Here is a 26,227-nt window from a genome sequence, read left to right on the forward strand (position 1 = left end):
AGCAAACCACTTCACCGCCAACGCCCGCATCCGTTCCCGATCCGCCACCGCAACCTCCACAGGTCAGGGTGTTGCGTCGATCCCTTGAGTCCGGGCTACACGGCGTCGCGGTGCACCGCCAGGAGCTCTCGGTACACCGCCGCATTGTGTCCGATGCGCTCGCTCTCTTCGTCGGTCAGCTCCCGACGCACCTTGGCCGGTACCCCGGCGACCAGCGACTTGGGTGGTACCTCAGTGCCCTCCGTCACCAGCGCTCCGGCCGCGACCAACGATCCGGCGCCGATGACCGCGCCGTTCATGATGACCGAACCCATGCCCACAAGGCAGTCATCCTCGACCGTGCAGCCGTGCAGCACGGCGTTGTGGCCGACGCTGATGTTGCGGCCCAATCGAAGTGGAGATCCGGGATCGACGTGGGCCACCACACCGTCCTGCAGATTGCAGCCGGCGCCGATGGTGATCCGTTCCATCTCGGCCCGCAGCACCGCGCCGTACCAGACACTCACGTCGGGCCCGAGGTCGACACCACCGACGACCACTGCGGTCGGTGCTATCCAGGCGCTCGCATCGATATCTGGTTCCGCCCCGGGAAGAGCGCGCACGAGTGCTTGCGGGACGGCGTTGTCGACGCTTGGCTCAGACATTCTGTTCTCCTTGTCGTTCTGGCGGAATTCTGTGAATGTAACCGGCCGCCGCCTCGATCGCTGTGTCGAGTTCGGTATCGATACGGGCTCGGGTCCACTCGGTGGATATTCCGTAGGCCCACATGATGTTCCACTCGCGAACCGCGCCCAGAAGATGCTGGAGTGCGGGAAGAGTGGTGGCAGGCCGCGGGTAGTCGGCACTTCTGCCGAGCACACCTCCGTCGGCACGGTTCAGGATGGCGGGGAGTCCTGATGCGGTCGGATCTGCCAGTTGCTCCCCGTTCTCCGGATACGACAGCATCTGTCGGGGGTGGGCGGCACGGTCATGGTCGCCGTGACGCATGTAGATCCGATAGGCGGCCGCATAGGTCGCGCGCACATAGTCCCACTGAAAGTAGTCTCCGGTGAAGGGGATTCGATCACAGACTGCAAACAGTTCGTCGATGTTCAGCGGCTCCGCCGCGGTGGCGATCAGGAGGACCGGTTCGAACAGCGTGCGGGTGCCGGCTTCGCCGGCCAGGTTGGCTTTCTCGACGGCGCGTTTCGCGAACTTCCGACCTTTGTCGGTCAGGCTCGAGTCGTGACGGCTCAGCCAGTCGCCGACCTGAGGTGCCAGTTCGCCGGTCAGGCTCTTCCATTGCTGCGTGGACAGTTTGGTGGGCATTCGGAGATCACAGATTCAGTGTCGGTGCGGACTCGCCGGCTGTTGTTCGTTGGCACGCGCCCACAACTGCGCGATGAATGTCAGGAAGACGTCGGTGTTGTTGAGTTCCAGGTTGTCGACCTCGAGTTTGCCGCCGTAGAAACCGGGCACGGTTGCGCCCGCGCACATCGTGAGACCGAGGGGCGCAACATCTTGGTCCGCACGCCACTGGCTGAACAGATCTGGATTGAGCTGAGATTGCACGGCATCCAGGGTGAGCGCCGACTCGAATTTGTCGATCGTCAGACCCCACGGTTCGGTGACCATGTCGAACGGGTCGAGTGTCACGATCGTGCGGGGCTGGCCGCCGCCCGTGTAGTTTCCCTCGAGATCGAAGCAGGTGCTGATCGCGAATTGTCTTGCTCGCCAGTCGAACGCAAAGACGTCGGCGCGGACGCCTCGGCCGCCGAATGCGCTGTCGACGAATTGCTGTGCAATCGGACCGGACTGGGCGTCGTGAAATCGCAGGAGTCCGCTGTTACCGGACACCCCGCACAGACCGCGGTCGGCCAGGAATGAACCGACCAGACCGGGCTGCCATACGCTCCGTGACAGGCGTTCGAACGTCCATTCCACTGCAGTGAGTCCTTCCCCGTTTGCCTCTCGAGTGTAACCATCGATCCCGACGCGGTGGACGCGCTATTCGCGGAGCATCTCGACCGCGCCGAACACCGTTCCTGGCGGTTGTTCGCTCATCAGGTTGCGTAGCTGCGACCCGAAGCTCGTGTTCACGCTGCCGTCGAGGAGTTGCAGGTTCGACGCTGCGTCGGCGCCGCCGGCCTGAAGGTCCTGGACGTGATCGACGTGCACGCCGGTCGGTGGACTGTCCAGGCCGAGCGAGTCCAGGTACTCGGTTCGTACTTTCGGGTCGCGCACAAAGGGTCCGGGCTGTCGCTGGAATCCGGTGTCCTTGACCTTCTCGTTGAACGCGTTGACCTTTCGGTCCATCTCGGCTTTCTGCGCGTCGGTCCAGGTGTCCTTGTACTTCATCGTGATCGACGAACCCCGGGATGCCGCACTTGCTCCCTCGGCTGCGTCCGCTGCGGCTTCGGCGCCTTCCTCGACGGTCTTGATCGCTCCGCGTCTGACAACACCCCCGACGCCCCCGGTGGCGACGGTCAGAAGCGCGTCAGGGAGTACGCGTCCTGTTGCGCGGGCGGGGTTTTCCGCCCAGGTATCCCAGTCGACCAGGTCTTTGCCGAACTGTTTGGGGTCTTGGGAGATGGCATTCCAGATCCCCTTGGCGGAATCGACCGGATTTGTCGTGAAGAGAGTCTTGACGGCATCCCAGGTGCCGGTTCCCCAGTCGCCGATCCCGCCGCCGACTTCCTTCACGTAGTCCCAGATACCGCTGCGCCGCTTGGGTTCTTCGGGCGCATGCTCGACCTGGCTGCGGACGTTGCCGGCTGCGGTGTCCCCGGCCTCTGTCAGTTGCTGCCGGGCATGGTTCAAGATCGAGTGCGCGTGTGCTCGACCTTCGACTCCGGGATCGCTGAACGGCGGCACGGTGACGCGGGTCGGATCTCCGGCGGCGGCGTTCGCCGAGTTCGTCGCGTTCGCCGAATCGACCGCCCTGTTGTAGTCCTCGGTCGCTCTGGCCGTGGCCCGCTGTGCCTCGTTGTACGTGTCGATGGCGGTTTTCGCCTCGTCCTGCGCCCACCGGAGCACGCCGGCGTACTGGCCAAGTGTTCTCCCGGTGTTGATGAACGCGTCGGCCGCCCTGAGCCACTTGACGGGCTCTTCGGTGAACACGTCACGAAACGCCTCAGCTCCGTCACCGGTCCAGTAATCGCCGGTGTTGATGCCTCGAAGACTCAAGCCGGCGAGCGCCATCGAATTGCCGCGCCCGCCGATGGCCACTGCGTTCTGGTCGATGGCTCCCGGATCCCCTGGGACCAGTTCCTTCGGATCGTTGGTGCCCCCCAACTCGGCCATCGTGGTGCTACTCGACGATCGGAATGCCGAGTGCCTTGGCGGAGGCCTTGTCCTGACGCGCATAGTTCGCGATCGCCAGGTCCAGCGCGTCGGCGAGGCCCTCGGTGTTCGAGATCAGGTCCTTGACTCCCTTGTCCCATCGGTCGCAAAACGATTGAAATGCCGACGCCAGACCGTCGTGTCCGTACTGACCGCTCGGGCCGTCGATCTTGTCGATCGAGATCGTCTTCATGTCGTCGACCGTCGCCTTGATGCCGATCGACGCGCCGGCAACTTCATCCAGCAGAATCTTGAACGCATCCATACTCATGGGGCGCCAACTCCGTTCGTGTACTTGCGGGCAGCGATCAGGGGTGCCGGAACGAAGAAGCTCGTGTCGTCCTGGAGATCAATACCGAGATTCACTCCGGCCGGCATGTTGTCCATGAGGTCGTCGCCCAGCAGCGCAATCCATTCCGACGGCCCGAATGCTTTGACGAGTCGATTGAGGGCCGAGAAGGCGAGCACCCACTGCTCGTCCGCCACTGTGAGGACATTGAGCTGGGCGAACTCGGTGTCGGGGCGCTGAAGAAAGACGGTGGACTCGCCGAGTATGCGCACCGCTTCGACCAACGAGATGTCCTCACCGGCGAGCAATCGACCTGCGTCGACCACCTCACGACCATCTGTGTCCACGTCGAACCCCGGCATCGTTGACAAGCTACCGCACACGACTCATCTCGGTTCCACTCGTCATTCAGACGACGGGCATCGTTGCATTGTGACGCCGGCCACAGACTCTGTGCACAGTCGTACACACGCGTTTGGGGGGGAGGAGGTCACGCATGAATCTGTTGAAGTGGAGCAAACGGCCGGCGGCGGGCGTCGACGCCAAGAAACCCGAGGTCAACATCCTGCGCGGGCTGGTCGCGCGAGCCACCACACCGTTGCTGCCCGACGACTACCTCCACCTGATCAACCCACTCTGGTCGGCGCGGGAGTTGCGCGGCAAGGTCGAGGCGGTGGAGAAGGAGACCGACGATTCGGCAACCGTCCTCATCCGCACGGGATGGGGGTTCCCCGACAGCTACAAACCCGGCCAATACGTCGGTATCGGACTGCAACTCGACGGCCGCTGGCATTGGCGCTCCTACTCGCTGACCTCGATCGGCAGTACCGACGGCCAGCACATCGCGATCACCGTCAAGGCCAACCCGGACGGATTCCTGTCGACGCACCTCGTCGACGGCATCGCGCCCGGCACCATCATCCGACTCGCAGCGCCGAAGGGCGACTTCCATCTGCCCGAACCGTTGCCGTCGAGCATTCTGTTCCTCACCGCGGGCAGCGGGATCACACCGGTGATGGCGATGCTGCGGTCGCTTCGGCGGCATGATCAGCAACCCGACATCGTGCACATCCACTCGGCGCCCACCCGCGAGGACACCATCTTCCTCGACGAACTCGAGCGGCTGCACGACGAGGTGCCGTCGTACCGCCTGCACCTCCAATTGACGCGCAGCGACGGCAAATTCGACATCGCGGGGCTTGACGCCCAGGTGCCCGACTGGCGGGAACGGTCGTGCTGGGCCTGCGGACCGGTGGCGATGCTCGACACCGTCGAGAAACACTACGAGGGCGCCGAACTCCGCGACCGACTGCACACCGAGCGATTTGCCATCGCGCGCTCCGACGTCGGTGGCGAAGGTGGTACGGTGACCTTCGCCAAATCCGGTAAGACCACCGACATCGACGGCGCCACAACCCTTCTCGAAGCGGGCGAGGAGATGGGAATCCAGATGCCGTTCGGTTGCCGGATGGGTATCTGCCAGACCTGCGTCGTACCGCTCGCCGGCGGGTATGTGCGTGATCTCCGGTCCGGCGACGAACGACGTGAGGGGGAGCGCATCCAGACGTGCATCAGCACGGTATCCGGAGAATGCACCATCGATCTCTAGGGAAGCCAGGGGGACTGTCATAGCCATCACCGACATCGACTGCTACGCCCATCTGACCGAGGCCGACGTCGAAAGTCTCGGCGCCGAACTCGACGCCATCCGCCGCGACATCGAAGAGTCCCGTGGCGAAGCCGATGCCCGTTACATCAAGCGCACCATCACTATTCAGCGCAGCCTTGCCGCGGGTGGCCGCGTGGTGCTGCTGTTCAGCAACCGCAAACCCGCATGGTTATTGGGTACGTCGCTGCTGGGCGCGGCCAAGATCATCGAGAACATGGAACTCGGCCACAACGTCATGCACGGCCAGTGGGACTGGATGAACGACCCGGAAGTCCACTCGTCGGCCTGGGAGTGGGACACCACGTGTCCGAGCGTTCAATGGAAACATTCGCACAACTTCGTGCACCACAAGTACACCAACGTCGTCGGCATGGACGACGACGTGGGCTACGGGATCCTGCGGGTGACCCGGGATCAGCCGTGGGAATGGTGGAACGTCGGCAACACCGTCTACAACCTCCTGCTGGGTACCTTCTTCGAATACGGTGTGGCCCTGCATCATCTGGAAACTGAGAAGCTCCGCAACGGGGAGAAGACCTACCGGCAGGCGCTCAAGGATCTGCGGATCATCGGGCGCAAGGTGGGCAAGCAGGCGGCCAAGGACTACCTGATCTTCCCCGCGCTGTCCGGTCCCAACTCGAAGACGACGATCACCGCCGACTTCACCGCCAACATCATCCGTAACTACTGGGCCTACATGGTCATCTTCTGCGGGCATTTCCCCGACGGCGCCGAGAAGTTCACCGTCGCGGAGTACGAGAACGAGGATCAGCCACGCTGGTATCTGCGACAGATGTTGGGATCGGCCAACTTCCGGGCCGGACCGCTCATGCGGTTCATGAGCGGCAACCTCAGTCACCAGATCGAGCACCATCTCTTCCCAGACCTGCCGAGCACCCGCTATGAGGAGATCGGGGTTCGGGTCCGTGAACTCTGCGACAAGTACGACCTGCCGTACACGACGGGATCGCTGCTGCACCAGTACTTCCAGTCGTTCCGCACCATCGCGAAACTCTCCCTGCCCAACGCACTGCTGACGGCGACCTCCGACGACGCCCCCGAGACCGCGTCCGAACTCCGGTTCGCGGTGCTCGACGGGATGAGGGAGCACTTCGGCGGCGATCCGGTCACCGGGAAGCGGCGCGGACTACGGACGGCGTTGCGGGAGTTGAAGAGTGCTCCGGTGCGGGTGGGGAGGTAGGTCAGCGCACGGAGTCGTCGTAGAACCGGAGCAGCGCGCTGTGGTCCTCGCCGCCATGGCCGGCGTCGCGGACCGCGGAGAACATCTCCAGCACCGAGGTGGTCAGCGGGAGTTCGGCATCCACCACCTGTGAGGTATCGACGGCGTTGAGCAGATCCTTGATGTGCAGATCGATCCGGAAGCCGGGCGTGAAGTCGCCGGCAAGCATCATCGGCCCCTTCGCGTCCAGTACGGTGCTGCCGGCGAGTCCGCCGCGGATGGCCCGGTAGACGGTTTCCGGGTCGACCTGTGCCTTGCGGGCGAGGGTGAATGCCTCTGCGACAGCGGCGATGTTGAGTGCGACGACGACCTGGTTGGCGAGTTTCGCGGTGTTGCCGGCACCGATGTCGCCGACGTGCACGACGGAGGCTGCCATGGCGGCGAGCACGTCCTTGACGCTGTCGAAGGTCGCGCTGTCGCCGCCGACCATCACCGACAGTGTGCCGTCGATGGCCTTGGGTTCGCCGCCGCTGACCGGCGCGTCGAGCATCGTGATGCCCTTCTCCGCCAGCGCATCGTGGATATCCCGTGCGGCCAGGGGCGCGATGGAACTCATGTCGACGACCACCAGGCCGGAGTGCGCGCCGTCGATGATCCCGTCGGTACCGAGTGTGACCTCCCGGACCTCGGGCGAATTGGGCAGCATGGTGATGACCAGGTCGACCTGCTCGGCGATTTGTGCCGGGGTGTCGGCCAGGGTGGCACCCGCATCCACGAGCTCGGCCGCCTTGACCGGGTTGTGGGAGCTGACCACCAGGTCGTGACCTGCGGCAAGGAGGTTGTGCGCCATGGGCTTTCCCATGATGCCGAGGCCGATGAATCCGATCTTCATGGTGTCTCCTGTGATTTCAGTTCTGCTCGGACATCAGCAGCTGTGCGCGCTGAGCCAGTGGGGCAAGGTCTCCGTCGACGAGGCTCGTGCCGAACAGCGCCCCGCTCACCCCGACGGCAACCGCACCCGCATCGAGGTAGGCGTGGGCGGCGTCGAGGGTGACACCTCCGGTGGGCATGATCACGACGTCGGGCATGGGTGCGCGCAGTTCGGCGAGATAGTCGACGCCGCCGAGTGGGCCGATCGGCGACACCTTCACCGCGGGCACGCCCGTGTTCCACGCCCCGAGCACCTCGGTGGGTGTGAGTGTGCCGGGTACGTAAGGAATCTCGCGTGCCGCGGCCTCGGCCACCAACTCGGGGAGGAACACCTGGCTGACCGCGAACGGCACACCGGTCGCGGCCGCGCGGGTGATGTCGTCGCAGGTTCGGACCGAGCCGATACCGATTGTCGCGTCGGGCAATTCGGCGCGGGCGTGATCGAGTGCCTGCCACACTCCCTGCGTGGTCAACGTGTATTCGAAGCAGGTGATGCCCGCATCCCGGAGCACTCGTGACGCGGACACGAAATGCTCGGCGGTGGGTGCCCGCAGAACCGCGACAACGGCTTTCGCCGGCAGCGGTAGCTGCGTGCGTTCGGTCGGAACGCTCATGGTGACGGTCATCGCGGCCTAACCGCCGATCTCGTCGGTGACGGTGGTCCACGCGTGCGCCTGCTCGCTGAGCGTGAACCCGAGACCCGGCCGATCCGAGAGTTGCATACGGCCGTCACGGATCTCGAGGTGCTCGTTGAACAGCGGGTCGAGCCAGTCGAAGTGCTCGACCCAGGCGCCGTGTGCGTAGGTTGCCGCCAGGTGCAGGTGGATCTCCATGGCGAAATGCGGTGCGAGTTGGAGATGGTTGTGCTCGGCCAGGGTGGCCAGCTTGAGGAACTGGGTGATGCCGCCGATGCGTGGCGCATCGGGCTGGATGATGTCGACCGACCCGGCCTCGATCAGCCGGACGTGCTCGCCGAGGCTGGCCAGCATCTCGCCGGTCGCGATCGACGTGTCGAGGTTGTGGGCGAGTTGGGCATGCCCCTCCGCGTCGTAGGCGTCGAGCGGCTCCTCGATCCAGACGAGGTTGAAGCTCTCGAAGATTCGGCCCATGCGCATGGCGGTGGGGCGATCCCACTGCTGATTGGCGTCGACCATCAGGGGCACATCGTCGCCGAGGTGCTCGCGAACCTTCTCGAGGCGGGCGATGTCGGTCTTCCAATCCGGTTGTCCGACCTTGATCTTGATGCCGCCGATACCGGTCGCCAGCGCGTGGCTCGCGTTTTCCAGCACCTGCTCGATCGGGGTATGCAGGAAGCCGCCGGAGGTGTTGTAGCACTGGACCGAATCGCGTTGCGCTCCGATGAGTTTCGCGAGCGGAAGATTCGCGCGCTTGGCCTTCAGGTCCCACAGGGCGATGTCGAAGGCGGCGATCGCCTGCGTCGCAACACCGCTGCGACCGACGGAGGCGCCGGCCCAGACCAGCTTGGTCCAGATCTTCGCGATGTCATTGGGGTCCTCGCCGATCAGCACCGGCGCGACCTCTTTGGCGTGCGCGTATTGCGCGGGACCGCCGGCGCGCTTGGAGTAACTGAAGCCGATGCCCTCGTGGCCCTGTTCGGTGCGGATGGCGGCAAACAGGAAGACGACCTCGGTCATCGGCTTCTGCCGGCCGGTGAGGACCTTCGCATCGCTGATGGGCGTCGACAGCGGCAAGGTGACCGACGAGATCTTCACCGAGCTGATGCGGTCCTGGGTCGCATCTCCGGGGGCGAGGGCCTTGATCGCGGCGTCGGGCGCACTCAGCGCGCTGGTGGGTTTCGTGGCGGTGTCGGTGATCATCAGCTAACTCCTCGGGTGGCTCTGTTGTACAGGTCACACGCTACGAGACTCGGTCGATATACGTCCAACACCACTTTCGTATGGATCAATGCTGTTCCTGCATTGATCCCACTCGCCGATGCCGTCCATGCGCTCGGACCGCTGCGTCAGTTCGTCCCCCGGGTCTTGGTTCGTCCTCCCCGTGCAGAGGGCGGACCAACCAAGAGGGGGAGGAGGAACTCTCACGGGGAAGATCGGCCGGCAACGAGGGGAATCATGGATACCCATGTTGAATTGATCCATCCCAAAATTGGCTTGGACGTGAATGTTCCGCCGCTTGTAGATTCATCCGCATCACAGATGTGATTCAGGCCATAACTGGTCTTCGGTGACAATCAACCCCACACTCGTCAGGAGCCTCCGGTCATGACAACCATTCCGTCTTCAGCAAAGGAGTCGGCCGCCGTGAACGTGTTGAGAACCGGAAAGGTTCGCTACACCATTCTGGCGATGCTGTTCGCCGTCACGGTGATCAACTATGCCGACCGCGCCACCATGTCCATCGCCGGTGACGCCGTCCAGGATCACTTCGGTATCAGCTCGGTGACCCTCGGCTACATCTTCTCCGCGTTCGGCTGGTCCTATCTGGTCGCGCAGATCCCCGGCGGCTGGCTCCTCGACCGCTACGGCTCCAAGCGGGTCTACTGCGCCGGCATCCTGTTGTGGTCCACGTTCACCATGTGCCAGGGCTTCGTCGGCGGATTCAGCATGGGCACCGCGGTCGGACTGCTGTTCGGTCTGCGACTGCTCGTCGGCATCGCGGAGGCGCCGTCGTTCCCCGGTAACTCGCGCATCGTCGCCGCCTGGTTCCCCACCAGGGAACGTGGCACCGCGTCGGCCATCTTCAACTCGGCCCAGTACTTCGCCACCGTGGTGTTCTCGCCCATCATGGGCTGGCTGGTCGTGACCTTCGGCTGGGAACACGTCTTCATCTACATCGGTGCCGTGGGCATCGTGCTCGGCCTGATCTGGACGAAGGTCATCTACAGCCCGCGCAACCACCCGCGGGTCAGCCAGGGCGAGCTCGACTACATCGAAGCCGGCGGTGCCCTGGTTGACATGGACCAGAAGTCCTCGGAGTCAAAGGATTCCGGCGCCGATCAGCTGCGCGCGGTCAAGCTGCTCCTGCGTAATCGGATGATGCTCGGCGTGTACTTCGGGCAGTACTTCATCAACTCGATCACCTGGTTCTTCCTCACCTGGTTCCCGGTGTACCTGGTTCAGGAACGCGGACTGTCGATCCTGAAGGCCGGCATCATCGCCTCCCTGCCCGCCATCTGTGGCTTCGTCGGCGGCGTCCTGGGTGGCTTCCTCTCCGACTCGCTGCTGCGCCGCGGATGGTCGCTGACCAAGGCCCGCAAGGTCCCGATCATCACCGGCCTGCTGCTGGCCACGGTGATCATCGGCTGCAACTACACCGACGCCTCCTGGCTGGTGATCGCGCTGATGTCGGTCTCCTTCTTCGGCAAGGGACTCGGCGCGCTCGGCTGGGCCGTGGTCGCCGACACCGCGCCCAAGCAGATCGCCGGTCTGTCCGGCGGCGTGTTCAACACCTTCGGTTCGCTCGCGGCGATCACCACCCCGATCGTCATCGGCTACCTGGTGAACACCACGGGCTCCTTCGAACTCGCCCTCGCCTACGTCGCGGCCAGTGCCGTGCTCGCGATCGTCTGCTACCTGGTCGTCGTCGGCCCGATCCGGCGACTGGACCTCGACGAGATGAAGGCCCGCGCCGGCCACGAGGTGGCGTCCGCCGAGTAACCGGCAAGCACACGTACGGCCGGGTGGCGGATCATCGATCCGCCACCCGGCCGACGCGCTAGCCTGATCCCACGCCCGCTGTTTCATGCCGAAAGTGGATCGATGTTCTCGTTGTCGCGCCTCACGTGTTTCATCGCCGTTGCCGAGGAACTGCATTTCGGCCGGGCCGCCGAGCGCCTGCACATGACCCAGCCGCCGCTGAGCCGGCAGATCCAGCAACTCGAGCATGAGCTCGGCGTGCAGCTGATCGAACGCAGCAGTCGATCCGTGTCCCTCACCGCTGCGGGGACGGCCTTTCTCCCCGACGCCCGACGCATCGTCTCGTTGGCCGAGAGTGCCGAACTGACCGTCCGTCGGGTACCGGCCGGCGATCTGGGCACCGTCAACATCGGCTTCACCGGCGCGTCGGCCCGTGCCGTGCTGCCGCGGTTGTTGCAGACAGCTCGTGAACGACTACCGGACGTGCGGCTGGTGCTCCGCGAAATGGTGACGACCGCACAGATCGACGCCCTCGCCGGCGGGGATCTCGACCTCGGGATCGTTCGTCCACCCGTCTCCCGGCCCGGAATCCTCGGGCGCCCACTGCATCACGAGCGGCTCGTCGCGGCCCTGCCGGCCGACCACGAACTCGCCGACGCCGATCATCTGGCCATCGAGGACTTCGACGGCCGGGCGGTGGTCATGTACTCGCCGGTCGATGCCCGGTATTTCAACGAACTCCTCATCAGCATGTTCACCTCGGTGGGCGCGTCGCCCAGGTACGTGCAGTACGTCGTACAGGTCCACACCATGCTGGTGCTCGTGCACTCGGGCCTGGGGATGGCGCTGGTCCCCGAATCGGCGATGACCATGCACCCCGAGGGCGTTGTGTTCAAGCAGGTGACCGCAATTCGCGACCGGCCGGTCCAGATGCACGTGGCCTGGCGGGAGGACAACACCAACCCTGCCCTTGCGCGGCTCATGAAAGATGTTCTCCCGGAACGCGAGTGGATCTGAGAAGGTCAATTCAATTCTTGTATTGAGTTGCCCAGCAATTGACTTGGACAGGAATGGATAGTCGGTCGTAAGGTCGATGCATGGGATTGACCGACACGATGACCGCACAGCGGGCCACCACCCTGACCGGACAGATGATCATCGCCGGCGAGCACGTCACCGGCACCGGATCGGCCGCACACGCCGTCAACCCGGCGACCGACGCCCGGCTGCAACCTGCTTACGCATACGGCACCGCAGCCGACGTCGCGCGGGCCACCGCGGCTGCGGCCGAGGCCTTTCCGATCTACCGCGCCACCACCTCGGCCGACCGCGCGGCGTTTCTCACCGCGATCGCCGACAACCTCGACGCCGCGACCGACGAGCTGGTGGAGCGGGCGACCGCCGAGACGGGGCTGCCCGCCGGGCGCGTCACCGGCGAAGTGGGCCGTACCAGCGGGCAACTCCGTTTGTTCGCCGCAGTCCTGACCGAAGGCAGCTGGAACGGTGCCCGCATCGACCCCGCCCAGCCTGACCGTGCACCCCTGCCGCGAGCTGACATCCGGCAGCGCAAGATCCCGCTCGGGCCCGTTGCGGTGTTCGGCGCCAGCAACTTTCCGCTCGCCTTCTCCGTCGCCGGTGGCGACACCGCGTCCGCGCTGGCGGCCGGCTGCCCGGTGGTCGTGAAGGCACACGAGGCCCACCCCGGCACCTCCGAACTCGTCGGCCGCGCGATCACCGACGCGATCGCATCCACCGGCATGCCGGCCGGTACATTCTCGTTGCTGTATGGCAGCGGACGAGAACTGGGCATCGCGCTCGTCACCGATCCGGACATCAAGGCGGTGGGCTTCACCGGATCTCGTTCCGGCGGTACCGCTCTCGTCGCCGCGGCGGCATCACGCCCCGAGCCGATCCCGGTCTATGCCGAAATGAGTTCGATCAACCCCGTCTATCCGCTGGCCGGGGCCCTGCGCACTCGCGCAGCCGAACTCGGACGTGCCTTCATCGGATCGCTCACCCTGGGGTCTGGTCAATTCTGCACCAACCCAGGCCTGGTCATCGCGGTCGACGGCCCCGATCTCGACGCATTCATCGCCGCGGCCACCGATGCCGTCGGTGGTAGTGCCCCGACTCCGATGCTCACCCCGAACATCGCCCGGAGCTATGCCGAGGGTGTCGACGACTTCGCCGGCGCCGCAACCGTTGTGGCGCGCGGCGTGCAAACCTCTGCACCCAACACCTGCCGTGCCGCGCTGTTCGTCACCGACGCCGACAGCTTCCAGCGCTCGGAGACCTTGCAGCAGGAGATCTTCGGCGCGTCCAGTCTCATCGTGAAATGCTCCGATGCGCAACAGGTTCAAGAGATCACCGGGAAGCTGGAAGGTCAGCTGACCGCGACCATCCATGCCGACGACACCGATCACGCCGAGGCCGGCGAACTGCTTGCCCTTCTCGAACTCAAAGCCGGCCGGATCCTGTTCAACGGGTGGCCCACCGGTGTCGAGGTCGGCCACGCGATGGTCCACGGCGGCCCGTTCCCGTCGACCTCCGACAGCCGCACCACCTCGGTCGGCTCGCTCGCGATCGACCGATTCCTGCGGCCCGTCGCCTACCAAGACGTCCCGGCCGCGCTGCTGCCCTCGGCCATCGCCGACGGCAACCCCGACCAGATCTGGCGCCGCATCGACGGCCAACTCACCCGCGACTGACCCCCAAACCACCTCATTCACAAGGAGATCCACCATGCTCGACGGCGTACTGTTCTTCCCGGTCACCCCCTTCGACGAGAGCGGCGAGGTCGACTACGACCGACTCGTCGAGCACGTCGACCGTGGTGTGGCCGCCGGACCCGGTGGCGTGTTCGTCGCCTGCGGCACCGGCGAATTCCACGCGCTGGGTCTCGCCGAGTTCGGCGAGATCGTCCGCCGCACCGTCGAAACCGTCGCCGGCCGCGTCCCGGTGTTCGCCGGTGCCGGCGGATCCCTGGTGCAGGCCAAGGAGTTCGCCGTGAGCGCCAAGGCCAACGGCGCCGACGGCATCCTGCTCCTCCCGCCGTATCTGGTCACCATGCCGCCCGCCGGGCTGGCCGAATACACCCGACAGGTCGCTGCTGCCACCGACCTACCGCTGATCGTCTACAACCGCGGCAACGCGGTCTTCGACGAGACGTCCGCGGTACAGGTTGCGAAGCTGCCCACCGTGATCGGGTTCAAGGACGGCACCGGCGACCTCGACAACGTGTCCCGCATCGTCGTCGCGGTGAGAGGCGCACTTGCCGACAGTGACAAGGACTTCCTCTTCTTCAACGGCCTGCCCACCGCCGAGATCACCCAGCAGGCCTACCGCGCGATCGGTGTCACCCTGTACTCGTCGGCGACGTTCGCGTTCGCCCCCGAACTCGCGTTGGCGTACTACAACTCGCTCGAGACCGGCAACACCCAGCTCACCGAAGAACTGCTGCAGGACTTCTTCCATCCGCTCGTCCGACTCCGCAACAAGGTGCCCGGCTACGCGGTCTCTCTGGTGAAAGCCGGTGTGACACTGGACGGAATCGACGCCGGGCCGGTCCGGGCGCCACTCGTCCCACCCAGCCCCGAGGATCTCGCCGACCTCGAACGGATCACCGCGGCCGGCCGCGCCGTGCTGGCCGGGGCGCTGGCTTCCTCCGTCTGACAACGCCTGCACATCAACTTACTCACCTCAATAGTTGAGGAAGTTGATAATTGATCCTTGTGCATGTCAGTCCCCGGCGCTACAGTTCGTTCCATGTGGGGGCATGGGGTGGAGGGTATTTCAGGCACGGGACGCATCGGGAGGTTCGCGCTGCGAACCCTTGTGGTGCTCATGGCGATCCTGGGTTGGACGGTCACGAACGCCGACGCGCTCGCGGCGCCGGGTCCTCGACCGAATCCCGTGGCGCCGGTGCCGTCCGCGGGTTGTCGTGCGGATCCGGTTCCTGACGGGATCACCCTGCACCCCTTTTCCGCCGCAGGCCGATCGGGCGACTACCTACAGGAAGTCCCGCGCGTCGCGAAACGCACGCCTATGCCGGTGGTGTTCGACGTCCACGGATATCTGCAGCCCGGAGCAATGCAGGGCGCCTGGAGCAGGATGTCGGCGTTCGGTGCTCGACACGGATTTGCGGTCATCACGCCGGAAACCCATGTCCTGCCACCGAAGTGGGCCAGCGGCAAGAACGGAGTCGACATCCGATTCCTGTCCGATCTGTTGACACACGTCGAGCACACGCTCTGCGTCGACAAAAGGCGTGTATTCATGACCGGACTGTCGATGGGCGGTTTCACGGCATCCTCGGTGGCGTGTCAGCTCGCCGATCGGTTCGCGGCGATTGCTCCGGTGTCCGGGCTGCAAGACTTTTCGTGGTGCAGCCCGTCGCGGGCGGTGCCGGTCATCGCCTTCCATGGCACGGGCGACGAAATCCTTTCGTACTCTGGGGGAGTCGGACCTCGCGGGAGGCTTCTGCCCGCGACCGACGGGTCCTTGCGCACCATCGGGCAGCAACTGCGCGAGGATGCCCATCCGCAGAATATGCCGAACCCGGCGAGCATCCCGGCGCAGGCGGCCGCATGGGCGAAACGCGACGGATGTGCTCTTGCGCCGACCGCTCGCCGCATCACGTCCGACGTCTCGCAGACCTCGTACGCGTGCCCGGTCGATGCGTCGGTGGAGCTCTACACGATTCGCGGCGGCGGGCACAACTGGCCTGGTGGCGACCCCACTCTTGCCGTGACCCCGATCACCGGGCCGATCGCCTCGTCGATCAACGCGACCGCGATCATCTGGGAGTTCTTCCGCAAGCACCCGATGGCCGGGTCGTTGCGCGGCTGATCGCGGGCGAGAACACAAGCCCGCGTTGGTGAATCGGACACACCGGACGAACCGCGCACGATTGCGATCCGCCTGAATCGATGTCGCGGGTACACCGCTGCGCGGGCGTACGATGACCGCTCGTGGCCACGAATCGAACCCTTCACGCAGTCGCAGCGATACTCGGAGCATTGATCCTGACGATCGTCGGGGCAACGCAGGCGAATGCGACACCGGCGTCGATCTACCAGGTGCTCACCGACGCCCGACCGGGCAGTGGCGGTGTGATCCTGTTGTCGCCGTCGGATCTTCGGAACAATCCCGCGGTGCCACGTCTGGGCAACACCGCGCCCAGTACGCCGGGTGAGTTGGAGGTCCGCGCCCGGAACGGGCGGCTGATCGCGAGACATCCGATCCCGCGAGGGCAGGATGCCGGGAACTTCCAGATCCAGACCTACCGGGGACAACGGGTCTACACCTGGTGGCAAGGCAGTTCCCTGCCGGGCCACGGCTCCGGCACCTACTTCATCGCCGACCGGAACTTTCGTGTGCTGCACAACTTCCGGACGCCACCCGGAACGTCGGGCGATCTACACGAGTTCCGCATACTGCCCGACGGGCGGGCCGCGGTGACCAGTTATGTCACCACGACGGCAGAGGTCGGTGGTGCACGCGTCCCGGTGATCGACTCACGGTTCTACGTCATCGACATCGCCACCGGACACGCCGACTTCGCTTGGAGCGCACTGGCACACGTCCCCGTCAGCGCCAACACCACACCGCTGCCGATCCCCGGTGAAGGACTCGACTACTTCCACATCAACAGCATCTTCCCCGACGGCCAAGGCAACTATCTGATCTCGTCGCGCAACACCTCGGCGCTGTATCTGATCGACGGCGGCACCGGTCGGGTCCGCTGGATCATCGGCGGTAACCGTTCGACCCTGCGAGTCGACGCATCGGCGACTTTCGCCAACCAGCACGACGCCGAGTTCACCCCGGGCGGCGCGATCCGCGTGTTCGACAATCACTCTGCGCTGCCCGGTGTCGGTGGGCCGTCGTCGATCCTGACCATCCGCCCCGACTGGCGCACGGGCACGGTGCACCTCGTCTCGCGTTGGGAGCACCCGCAGCGCCTGACCGCGTGGGCGATGGGCAACGCGCAGCGGCAGTCCGACGGTTCGGTGTTCGGCGGTTGGGGAACGACCGGTCACATCAGTCAGTTCGACGCCCACGGCCGACTCGTCTACGACGTCAAACTGTCGGGGAACCTCACCACCTACCGCGCGTTCTGGTACCAGCACGGCCTGTGATCGAGGTGATGTCTGTCACCTTCACGCGCAGGACGCGACCCGATCACCGAATTCGGTGGTTTGAAACGTCAACGCGTAATATTTGCCAGCGTGAATATCGGGAGTGAGCGCCAGCAGATCGACGACGTGAAGCGTCGGTTGATTGCTCAGTTCCCCGGTATCGACGCCGCCGATGTGCGGCGCACCGTCGACACCGCCTTCCGTCATTTCGACGGCTCGCCAGAGCGCGAGTTCATCCCGCTGCTGGTGGAAAAGCGCGCCGCCCGGGTCCTTGCCGCGGCAGCGCAGGTCGCGCAGATCGCCAATCGATAAGCACTGGCGATCAATCCGCCGTAACCCGGTCATTCCCTGCGGCCACTCACGCTCTTACCATCGAATTTCGGCAACTTTGCCGCTGATCTGTTCCCGATGCACGCAGGAGCGCTCGAGGAGATGCCTGAGTCCCCGGCAATGACCCGTCCGTCGAGCCCCCGCGGCGGCATCATCGAACGCCCGTCCGGTCCGCTCCCGAGTCCGAGATCGGTGTTTCGCGACCTCGGCGGCACCTACCTCGTCAACGGTCTCGTCGGGCTGATCTTCTCCGCGTCCGGCCCGGTGGCGATCATCCTCGCCGCAGGCGCAGCCGGACACCTGAGCGCCGCGCAGCTGTCGTCGTGGATCTTCGGGGTGTTCGTGCTCAACGGCATCCTCACGCTGATCACCAGTTGGATCTATCGGGTCCCGCTGGCGTTCGCGTGGACCATTCCCGGCACCGTGCTCGTCGGGTCGTCACTCGGCCATCTCTCGTGGCCGGAAGTGCTCGGGGCGTTCGTCGTGACGGGTGTGCTCATCACCCTGATCGGGGTCACCGGTCAGGTCGGGCACGTGATGGCCGCACTCCCGCAGCCGATCGTGATGGCGATGGTTGCCGGGGTGTTCCTGCATTTCGGAGTGGACATCGTGAAGTCCGTGGGCAGCGACCCGGCGATCGCGATCCCCATCGTCGTGGTCTTCTTCGCCCTGCAGAGCCATGCGCTGCTGCGCCGATGGATGCCGCCGATCATCGGTGCGTTCATCGTCGGGGCGATCGCCGTCGCGGCTACCGGCAGCTTCGATCCCCAGCAGGGGTCGTCGACCTGGTTCGCCGCGCCGATGCTGCAGGCACCGGAGTTCAGCGCGCGGGCGTTGCTCGAACTGGTCGTCCCGTTGGCCATCACCGTCATCGTCGTGCAGAACGGTCAGGGTGTCGCGGTGCTGCAGGTCGCAGGGCATCGCCCGCCGGTCAACGCGGTGACACTCGCGTGCGGCGTGTGGTCGATGATCGCCGCGGCCTTCGGTGCGGTGTCGTCATGTCTGGCCGGGCCGACCAACGCACTGCTCGTCGCGAGCGGGGAGCGGCAGCGTCAGTACACCGCCGCGCTGACATTCGGGGCGCTCGCGGTGGTCGTCGGGCTGCTCGCACCCGCCTTCGTCGATCTGATGCTCGCAATGCCGGCGGCGTTCATCGCCACTGTCGGCGGACTGGCATTGCTGGGGGCGCTGCAGAACGCGTTTCGCGCGGCGTTCGAGGCTCGGTTCACGATGGGCGCGCTGGTGACATTTCTGGTGTCGATCTCGAATCTGGACTTCCTCAACATCGGCGCCGCCTTCTGGGGACTGATCGCGGGTGTCGCGGTGTCCTGGCTGGTCGAGCGCGACGACTTCCGGGCGCGTCGGGCCGGCTGATCGCTGTCCCGGCCATCGGACGATATGCCCGAATCCTCGCTGCCGCGCGATAGGGTATGTGAACCATCGCACATGTGCGCGAGAGGACCGCGTGATGGACCACCACGATCCGCTGACCACGCAGCGAGATGTCGCGCCCGACATCGCCGCAGAGCTGCGCGCCTCGGGTTTCGAGGAACCGCTCCTGATCGGTCGCGGTGGATTCGGCTCGGTCTACCGGTGCGCCCAGCCGGCGCTGGACCGCACGGTGGCGGTCAAGGTCCTCACCGATCACTTCGACCCGGCCAGCGTCGAACGCTTCATGCGTGAACAACGGGCCATGGGCCGCCTGTCCGGCCACCCGAACATCGTCAACATCCTCGAGGTCGGGGCGACGCCGGGCGCATTTCCGTTCATCATCATGCCGTTCCACTCGCATGGATCTCTGGATGCCCGCATCCGGCGGCAGGGGCCGCTCGATTGGCGCGACGTGCTGCGGTTGGGCATCAAGATGTGCGGTGCACTCGAGACCGCCCATCGTGGCGGAACCCTCCACCGCGACATCAAGCCGGGCAACATCCTGCTCACCGAATATGGAGAACCGCAGCTGACCGACTTCGGTATCGCCCGGATCTCCGGCGGGTTCGAGACCGAGACCGACATGGTCACCGGGTCGCCGGCGTTCACCGCCCCCGAGCTACTCGCCGGGGCGGAGCCGACGGTGGCCTCCGACATCTACGGCCTCGGCGCCACCCTCTTCTGCGCCCTGACCGGGCATGCCGCGTTCGAGCGGCGCGACGGCGAGCAGGTGGTGGCCCAGTTCCTGCGGATCGCCAGCGAGCCCGTCCCCGACCTCCGCAAGGCCGGGGTTCCCGACGAGGTCTGCCGGACCGTGGAACACGCGATGGCCCGCGACCCCGAGGACAGAGCGATCTCCGCTGTGGAGTACGGCCACGAGCTGCGCGAGATCGAGCGGAGTCTCGGCGTCGACGTCGACGACATGGCCATCCCGGTGGAATCGACGGCGTCGCCTCTGGTGACCGTGTCGGCCAAACGCTCGGCTGCCGATCACACCACCGCGCCGCCGACGCCCGCGACAAAGTTCCGGCCACCGCTGCGGCCCCGTGCGCAGGTGCCACGAGTGCGATTGATGGAGATCCTGCGGGCCGGAGAACAACGGCGGCTCATCCTGATTCATGCACCCGTCGGATATGGCAAGACGACCGTCGCGGTTCAGTGGGCTGAAGAACTGCAGCGCACCGGGGTCACGGTCGCGTGGTTGACCGTCGACGAGGACGACAACACGGTCACCTGGTTCCTGTCCCATCTGGTCGAGGCAATCCGTCGTGTGCAACCGGAGGTCACCGGTGACCTCGCCGAGATGATCGAGGAACATGGCGAGAAGGCCCAGCAGTACGTGCTGACCACCCTGATCGACGCCATCCACGACCGCGGGGACCGGATGGCGCTGGTCGTCGACGATTGGCACCAGGTCAGCGACGCGGCGGCGATCGGTGCGATGGAGTTCCTGCTCGAACACGGGTGCCATCACCTGCAGATGATCATCACCAGCCGGACCCGGTCCGGCCTGCCGATCAGCCGGATGCGGGTGAGTGACGAACTCGTCGAGATCGATGTTGCCGGGTTGTGTTTTGACGCCGACGAGGCGCGCACCTTCCTCGTCGACGTCGCCGGCCTCGAGCTCGCGGGCAGCGACGTGACGCAGCTGTGGAACTCCACCGACGGCTGGGCTGCGGCACTGCAGTTGGCCTGCCTGTCGTTGCGCGGGGCGGACAAACCCGCCGAACTCATCAGCAACATCTCCGGTCGCCATCACGCGATCGGTGACTTTCTCGCCGAACACGTGCTGGGAGCTCTCGAACCCGAGATGCGCAGCTTCTTACTGGCCATCGCCATCCCCGATCGGATATGTGCAAGTCTGGCAACCGCTCTCAGCGGAGAATCGCGCGGCCAAGCACTCCTCGAGGACGTGGAGACCCGAGACCTGTTCTTGCGTCGGATCGATGACGACGGTGACTGGTTCTCGTTTCACCCGTTGTTCGGCGAGTTCCTGCGGCGCCGAATGGAGAGGGACCATCCCGAACGCGTGACCCCGTTGCACCGCACCGCGTCCCAGTGGTTTGCCGAGCATGAGTTGCTCGCCGAGGCAGTGCATCACGCCCTCGACGCCGACGATGCACCGCGCGCGGTCGAACTGGTCGAGGAGCACGGGCGTTCACTCATCGAGCATTCGCAATTGGCGGTGCTCATCGGACTCATCGACAAACTGCCGCCGCTGGCGGTGGCGTCAAGTCCGTGGCTACAGTTGTGGCTCGGATGGGCCAACATGTTGCTGCACCACACCGACGTCGCGCATGCGGCTCTGAATCGGGTCGACGCCGCGCTCGTGGCGCGGCGGGGCGGTGATCTCGACGTCGCCGCGATCACCACGGAAGTGCATGTCGCCGAGGCCTGTACCCGGGCGATCGCCGACCGGTTCGACGGCGTCGACGACCTCATCACAGACTGCTTGGATCACCCGGAATCGTTGGCGCCCTTCGTCGTATCCGCGGCCGCCAACGCGGCGACGGCCACCGCCACCGCGCGCTTCGACTTCGCCGCCGCACACCGCTGGCAGGCGTGGGCGACGCCCTACCATCACCAGAACACCGGACCGTACGGCGGCATGTACGGGTATGCACTCGACGGTGTCGCCTGGTTCGAACAGCTCGATCTCGATCGTGCCGAACACTGCTTCCGCACCGCAGTGCAGGTATCCGGTCGCACCAGGTCCGGCCAAACCCAGGTCGCTCGACTCGCCAGTATCCTGCTGGCCGAGTTGCTGTACGAACGCGGCCGCATCAACGAATCCAGCACCCTCCTCGACCAGGGTTTCCGGCTCGGCGCGAACGAGGGGCTGACCGAGATGATCAAGGCGCGCTTCCTGATCGGCGCGCGGCTGGCCGTCGTCCGCGGCGACCGCGATGCGGCCGCGACCATCCTCGACGAGGGTGCGGACACGGCCGAAGAATTGGGGTCACGGCGGTTGCGCGCGCATATCGAGGCCGAACAGGCCGTGCTCGGACTGCCGTCACGGCGCGGTCTACGCGCTCGGGTTCCGTTCGACCATCGCGTGATGGCGCCCAAGGCGAGCGCGGTGCGAGTTGCACAACTGACCGAGGAAGTCGCGATCCGTCTGCTGCTCACCGATTCCGACTCGGACGGCGCGGCCCTGCATATCGCGTGTCGCTGGGCGCAGGAGTGGGTCGATCGGCTCGCGGACAACAAGCGCCCCCGCGCGCTGTTGCGCGCCCAGCGGCTGTTGGCCACCTGTCTTGCGGCGGCGGGCCGTATGTCCGAGGCAAAACGTTGTGCCGCAATTGTTCTGGCGCAATGCGCGGCCACCGGCATGGCCCGGCACCCACTCGACGGCGGTGACGGATTCCGTCAACTCGTCGAGGACATCCGCGTCGACCTCGGTGATGGCCATGTGACCGCCGACTTCGATGCGGTGCCGATCGAATTCGTGGAGCGGGTGCTGCGGACCGGCGCAACCAAACCGCTGATCGAGTAAGTAATCTGGGCCGCCGCAGGCAGCGTGGCTGATCGAGTGATTGGTCTGGGCAGCCGCAGGCAGCGTGGGCTGGGAAGAGTCGCAGCCCTTTTCGCTGATCGATCTCGATGCGGACCCTCGCAAGCTCGGGGCCTTACTCGATCAGCGGGGTGCGGCGACTCTTCGGATCAGGCTCCGAGCGCAGCGAGGCGCCGCATCGAGACCACTTCTGTTGTTAGACAGGCGATCTCGGCCTCGATGCGCACGACTTCCTAGTCGCCGGGCTTTCTCGACCCGGCGGATGTGGTTCTCGCCGGCGAGGCCTCAGAGAATACCCAGCGTGGCCAGCAGTTGGTAGATCTGGTACAGCCCGATGATCGTTTCGATTGAACCCATGACGCCCCCCGACATGTTGTGTGATTTCTGTCCGTCACCGCATCTGACCGCGGTGACAGCTCAGACCCTAGACCACCGAATGGGGCTGTGCGACAGGAAGTGACGGTCCTCACGCACAACCGCGCACGCACAGCGGTCACGCGACAACTATTGGTTCGAATGTCCCCTCCGTGCGCGGTTAGGCGATCACGCACCTGCGTCGTCGGGATGTGATCACCTGAGGGTGGAGGTCACTGCCCTGGAGTCGACGCCGACGGTAGGTGGGCACCGAGGCGCTGCTCCGCACCCGGACTGGCCGCGGCCGCTTCCGCTGCGATCGATGCCCCGATTGCTGTGGACCATGTACCGCGCTCCGCGCGAGGGACAGGTCGCGCAATACTGAACAGTGATCCGACCCGACGACGAGAGGAATCCGACGATGCCGACCTTCCGTGAAGCCGTTGAGACACACGACCTGGACGCGGTCGACGCGCTGCTTGCCGACGACGTGATCTTCCGCAGTCCGGTGGCGTTCAAACCCTATGAGGGCAAGGCCATCACGTCGGCGATCCTGCGCAACGTCGTCGAGGTGTTCGAGGGCTTTCACTACATCCGGGAGATCGGTGGGTCCGGCGATGCGAATCAGGTGCTCGTGTTCGAGGCGACGGTCGACGGACTCGCCGTGACCGGCGCCGACTTCCTGCTCTTCGACGACGAGGGCAAGGTCGCCGAACTCATGGTGATGGTGCGACCGCTCCGCGCGGCCGAGGCGCTGGCCAAGGAGATGGGTGGTGCACGGTTCGACCGCATCGTGGAGATGGCTGCGGGCTCGGCGCCCGACTGACGAGGTCTCGATGCGCTCGGCTCCTTCGTCGCCGGGCTTACTCGACCAGCGGATAGGCCTTGCATGCCTCCGTCGATCCCTTGAGTCCGGGCAACAGGGGATCTCGATGCGGCGCCTCGCTTCGCTCGGGCCTCACTCGACCAGCGGAGGAGTGTGGAGAGCGGGAGCTTGCGACGAACGCATCCCCGTTGATCGAGTAAGTGAGGAGCTTGCGACGAACGCATCCCCGTTGATCGAGTAAGTGAGGAGCTTGCGACGAACGCATCGAGATCAGACGCGGCAGGCCAGCTTCATGGTGTCGGTGTGTTTGGCGGGCAGGTTCACGCTGATGTAGTCGTTGGCCGGATTGCGTACTCGGTCGAGAAACGGTGCCGCATCGGGGCTTTCGGTGTTGTCGGCCTCGCAACGATCTGAGCATGCGTCTTGTTGGCCCGAGGCGACACTATGAGCACACCCTCTTGGAGTTCGATGTGAGCGGACTTGTCCTCGGGCAGGGCGCGCCAGTCTGCAAGGGAGAGTAGCCCGGCGGAGGCGGTCATGTGCCGATTGTATCGGCGTTCCGTGGCATTGGCTCGAGGTTATCCACGGGCGCAAACGTTTCGACGGGCTCGACGGTCGGCGGGTATCAGCGCCCCAGGTCCCGCCACTCCGCCAACACCCGATGCACGTTCTCCGCACCCCGCAACGGATCTGGCGGCTCGGGGAGCACCGTGGGGTACAGCAGGAACGGCGTGCTCTGCGGGCCGCCCATGCCGCCGTGGGAGCCGACCTGCTCCTCGAACGCGGCCACCTCGTCGGTCTCGGGCCAGTAAGCGCCGCCGACCATGATGTCCGCGACGTTGTCGAAAGAGTCTGTGCGACGAATCTTTTCGAGCGCGTCGTCGCCGAAGCCGTCCAGCGGATTCGTTCCGGTGACCGCGCCGGTCACGACATCGACGCTGCCGCCCGCCCCGAGTACCACCGATCCGCCCTCTGGACGTGTCACCAGGATGAAACCGATTCCGGGGTGGGCGCGTAACGCGTCGAGCAGGCCCGGATAGGCGGTCTCGATCTCCGCGCTGTCGGCTCGTCCGGGAATTGTGGGAAAGCTGATGAGCCCGAGGTTTCCGGACCCGAGGACCACGGGCAGGTGATCGGTGACCGCCTCATCGCCGGCGTCGCGGGAGCCGATACTCGCGGTTGCGTACAGCTGCCCCTCGGCGTAGGTCGGCTTCGCCGATTGCTCATCTGCGGGCCGAATCGGGCTGCCGCACAACCGATGGACGAGCTGCGGGAGGGTCTCGCCGAACCGTTGGGCGAAGGTGGCGCCCTGGCTCTGGCCGTGATCGGAGAGCAGTACGACGTGGTAGTCGCGGTCGGCCTGGTTCACAACGGCGAGCAGTAGCCGGATGATCTCGTCGATCTTCGTCAGTACCGCAAGCGTTTCCGGCCGGGAGATCCCCGAATGATGGGACACCTCGTCGTAGCCGATGAGGTCGACGTAGATGATGGTGCGGCCGGCGATCAGATCACGCACCACCGCCGAGACCGCGACATCGGTGGCGACCACCGTGGTGAACGCGCGGACGAACGGGTAGATCCCCCCGCGCCGTACCCGGGGCCGGACATCGAGCCGACGTTGCCGCAGCGACTGCCGGATCTCGCGCTGGATCTCCGCGATCATCCGCGCGACGGTGCGCAGCGCGTTGGACAGGTCGACGAAGTACGACGCGTACCCGGCGCCCCCGCCCAGCCGGGCGCCGCGCATGCGGCTGACCACGAGCACGTTGTCGTCGGCGCCTCCGGTGAACAGATTGTTGCGGCTGGAGCCGTCGACCGACAGCAACCCGGGGATGTCGGCGCGCTCGATCTCGCGTTCCTCGTTGCTGCGCGGATTGCTGAACACCGCGATCGTGCCGGATTCCTTGTCGTACCAACGGAACGCGGGGACGTTGTGGTTGGAGCCGTGCAGGATGCCGAGTTGGGACGCGCCGGTCTGGCTGCTCCAGTCGGTGTGCCAGGGCCGCAGCTGATGGGTCTCGCGCACCAGCTTCGCCATCGTCGGGGTCACTCCGTCGGCGATCGCCCGCCGCAACACGCCGTGTCCCAGACCGTCGATCTGGATACACAGCAGCCCGGGTGTCGGGGGTACGTCACCCGAGCGTCGCAGACGCAACCGTTGCCGGCGAACCTGCATCAGCCGGTACGACGTGTCGGACCTTGACGCGATCACGCCGCCCGCGAAGGAGAAGACGAACGACAAGATCAACGCCATGACGAACACGTCGAAGGTCCGGGTGACGGACGCGACCGAAACGATCTCGAGCGACAGCAACAGCAACAGACCGCTGGCCACGAACACGCCGAGGAACAGGACGACGGGACCCACCCACGACATCGCCCGCACCACGAGCGGCCACAGGACCACGTTGAGCAGTCCGAAGACCAACGCCAGCGCCAGTGCCGCGGGCACCGTGGTGCGATGACCGTCGATCGTGACCGGCTTCAGATCGACGCCGTCGAGAACGGCGTCGAGAACCAGGAGCGCCAACGCGGTCAGCAGCCACAGAACCACGATCTCGACTCCGACGCCGAGCACTCGTGCTGTGGTCCGCATGGCATCCTCTCGTTCGTCTGGGATCGTAGT

General features: G+C 65.5%; 22 protein-coding genes and 1 pseudogene. 13 read left to right on the forward strand and 10 right to left on the reverse strand.

The window, feature by feature from the left end; translation table 11 throughout:
• Positions 1-95: 95 nt before the first annotated feature.
• From ACWDTI_RS20865 to ACWDTI_RS20890, 6 genes are all read right to left on the reverse strand, one after another.
• Entirely contained in the window at positions 96-644 is a 549-nt protein-coding gene (locus ACWDTI_RS20865) for a gamma carbonic anhydrase family protein (RefSeq protein ID WP_449740038.1), read from the reverse strand.
• A complete protein-coding gene (locus ACWDTI_RS20870) occupies positions 637-1,308 on the reverse strand; it encodes a hypothetical protein (RefSeq protein ID WP_449740039.1) in 672 nt (223 codons plus the stop codon). The genes ACWDTI_RS20865 and ACWDTI_RS20870 overlap by 8 nt, the downstream gene beginning before the upstream one ends.
• A 15-nt stretch (positions 1,309-1,323) precedes the next feature.
• Positions 1,324-1,923: a hypothetical protein gene (locus ACWDTI_RS20875; RefSeq protein WP_449740040.1), complete on the reverse strand. Its 600-nt coding sequence runs from the start codon at positions 1,921-1,923 to the stop codon at positions 1,324-1,326.
• 63 nt (positions 1,924-1,986) lie between these two features.
• Positions 1,987-3,282 (reverse strand): HNH endonuclease signature motif containing protein, encoded by a 1,296-nt coding sequence (locus tag ACWDTI_RS20880; protein WP_449740041.1) that lies wholly within the window; start codon positions 3,280-3,282, stop codon positions 1,987-1,989.
• 7 nt (positions 3,283-3,289) lie between these two features.
• Positions 3,290-3,592 (reverse strand): WXG100 family type VII secretion target, encoded by a 303-nt coding sequence (locus ACWDTI_RS20885; RefSeq protein ID WP_449740042.1) that lies wholly within the window; start codon positions 3,590-3,592, stop codon positions 3,290-3,292.
• Positions 3,589-3,972, reverse strand: coding sequence for a hypothetical protein (locus tag ACWDTI_RS20890; RefSeq protein WP_449740043.1), 384 nt, complete (start codon positions 3,970-3,972; stop codon positions 3,589-3,591). The genes ACWDTI_RS20885 and ACWDTI_RS20890 overlap by 4 nt, the downstream gene beginning before the upstream one ends.
• A gap of 134 nt (positions 3,973-4,106) precedes the next feature.
• On the opposite strand from ACWDTI_RS20890, the gene ACWDTI_RS20895 reads away from it, so the two are divergent.
• A complete protein-coding gene (locus ACWDTI_RS20895) occupies positions 4,107-5,219 on the forward strand; it encodes a ferredoxin reductase (protein WP_449740044.1) in 1,113 nt (370 codons plus the stop codon).
• A 19-nt stretch (positions 5,220-5,238) separates the two neighbouring features.
• The gene (locus ACWDTI_RS20900; RefSeq protein WP_449740143.1) at positions 5,239-6,480 is read left to right on the forward strand and encodes a fatty acid desaturase family protein; all 1,242 of its coding nucleotides are present in this window, start codon (positions 5,239-5,241) and stop codon (positions 6,478-6,480) included.
• 1 nt (position 6,481) lies between these two features.
• On the opposite strand, the gene garR is transcribed toward ACWDTI_RS20900, so the two are convergent.
• The 3 genes from garR to ACWDTI_RS20915 are packed head-to-tail and all read right to left on the reverse strand — an operon-like array spanning position 6,482 to position 9,227.
• Complete coding sequence (gene garR / locus ACWDTI_RS20905; protein WP_449740045.1) at positions 6,482-7,351, reverse strand: 2-hydroxy-3-oxopropionate reductase; 870 nt, start codon at positions 7,349-7,351, stop codon at positions 6,482-6,484.
• Between the two features lie 16 nt (positions 7,352-7,367).
• Positions 7,368-8,003, reverse strand: coding sequence for a bifunctional 4-hydroxy-2-oxoglutarate aldolase/2-dehydro-3-deoxy-phosphogluconate aldolase (locus ACWDTI_RS20910; RefSeq protein ID WP_449740046.1), 636 nt, complete (start codon positions 8,001-8,003; stop codon positions 7,368-7,370).
• An 18-nt stretch (positions 8,004-8,021) separates the two neighbouring features.
• Positions 8,022-9,227, reverse strand: coding sequence for an L-talarate/galactarate dehydratase (locus ACWDTI_RS20915; protein ID WP_449740047.1), 1,206 nt, complete (start codon positions 9,225-9,227; stop codon positions 8,022-8,024).
• Between the two features lie 444 nt (positions 9,228-9,671).
• On the opposite strand from ACWDTI_RS20915, the gene ACWDTI_RS20920 reads away from it, so the two are divergent.
• The 11 genes and pseudogenes from ACWDTI_RS20920 to ACWDTI_RS20970 all read left to right on the forward strand — a co-directional run bounded on the left by ACWDTI_RS20920 (position 9,672) and on the right by ACWDTI_RS20970 (position 23,601).
• The gene (locus tag ACWDTI_RS20920) at positions 9,672-11,027 is read left to right on the forward strand and encodes an MFS transporter (protein ID WP_449740048.1); all 1,356 of its coding nucleotides are present in this window, start codon (positions 9,672-9,674) and stop codon (positions 11,025-11,027) included.
• 102 nt (positions 11,028-11,129) lie between these two features.
• Complete coding sequence (locus ACWDTI_RS20925; protein WP_449740049.1) at positions 11,130-12,023, forward strand: LysR substrate-binding domain-containing protein; 894 nt, start codon at positions 11,130-11,132, stop codon at positions 12,021-12,023.
• Between the two features lie 80 nt (positions 12,024-12,103).
• Positions 12,104-13,714 (forward strand): aldehyde dehydrogenase (NADP(+)), encoded by a 1,611-nt coding sequence (locus ACWDTI_RS20930; RefSeq protein WP_449740050.1) that lies wholly within the window; start codon positions 12,104-12,106, stop codon positions 13,712-13,714.
• Positions 13,715-13,748: 34 nt separating this feature from the next.
• A complete protein-coding gene (locus tag ACWDTI_RS20935; protein ID WP_449740051.1) occupies positions 13,749-14,678 on the forward strand; it encodes a 5-dehydro-4-deoxyglucarate dehydratase in 930 nt (309 codons plus the stop codon).
• 171 nt (positions 14,679-14,849) lie between these two features.
• Positions 14,850-15,854, forward strand: coding sequence for an alpha/beta hydrolase family esterase (locus tag ACWDTI_RS20940; protein ID WP_449740052.1), 1,005 nt, complete (start codon positions 14,850-14,852; stop codon positions 15,852-15,854).
• 122 nt (positions 15,855-15,976) lie between these two features.
• Positions 15,977-17,146, forward strand: a complete 1,170-nt coding sequence (locus tag ACWDTI_RS20945) for an arylsulfotransferase family protein (RefSeq protein WP_449740053.1) — start codon at positions 15,977-15,979, stop codon at positions 17,144-17,146.
• Positions 17,147-17,272: 126 nt separating this feature from the next.
• Complete coding sequence (locus ACWDTI_RS20950; protein WP_449740144.1) at positions 17,273-17,458, forward strand: three-helix bundle dimerization domain-containing protein; 186 nt, start codon at positions 17,273-17,275, stop codon at positions 17,456-17,458.
• A 120-nt stretch (positions 17,459-17,578) separates the two neighbouring features.
• Positions 17,579-18,850 carry a benzoate/H(+) symporter BenE family transporter gene (locus ACWDTI_RS20955; RefSeq protein ID WP_449740054.1) on the forward strand — a complete coding sequence of 424 codons (1,272 nt, stop codon included), beginning with the start codon at positions 17,579-17,581 and terminating at the stop codon, positions 18,848-18,850.
• Positions 18,851-18,944: 94 nt separating this feature from the next.
• Positions 18,945-22,403 carry a protein kinase domain-containing protein gene (locus ACWDTI_RS20960; protein WP_449740055.1) on the forward strand — a complete coding sequence of 1,153 codons (3,459 nt, stop codon included), beginning with the start codon at positions 18,945-18,947 and terminating at the stop codon, positions 22,401-22,403.
• A gap of 638 nt (positions 22,404-23,041) precedes the next feature.
• Positions 23,042-23,160 (forward strand): annotated as a pseudogene (locus ACWDTI_RS20965) (SDR family oxidoreductase); the annotation flags it as partial.
• Between the two features lie 36 nt (positions 23,161-23,196).
• Positions 23,197-23,601, forward strand: a complete 405-nt coding sequence (locus ACWDTI_RS20970; RefSeq protein ID WP_449740056.1) for a nuclear transport factor 2 family protein — start codon at positions 23,197-23,199, stop codon at positions 23,599-23,601.
• Positions 23,602-24,226: 625 nt separating this feature from the next.
• Here the strand turns inward: ACWDTI_RS20970 and ACWDTI_RS20975 are convergent.
• On the reverse strand, positions 24,227-26,197 hold the full coding sequence (locus tag ACWDTI_RS20975; RefSeq protein ID WP_449740057.1) for an alkaline phosphatase family protein: 1,971 nt from the start codon (positions 26,195-26,197) through the stop codon (positions 24,227-24,229).
• Between the last annotated feature and the right edge of the window lie 30 nt (positions 26,198-26,227).

It is taken from the genome of Gordonia sp. NPDC003424, assembly GCF_053588655.1.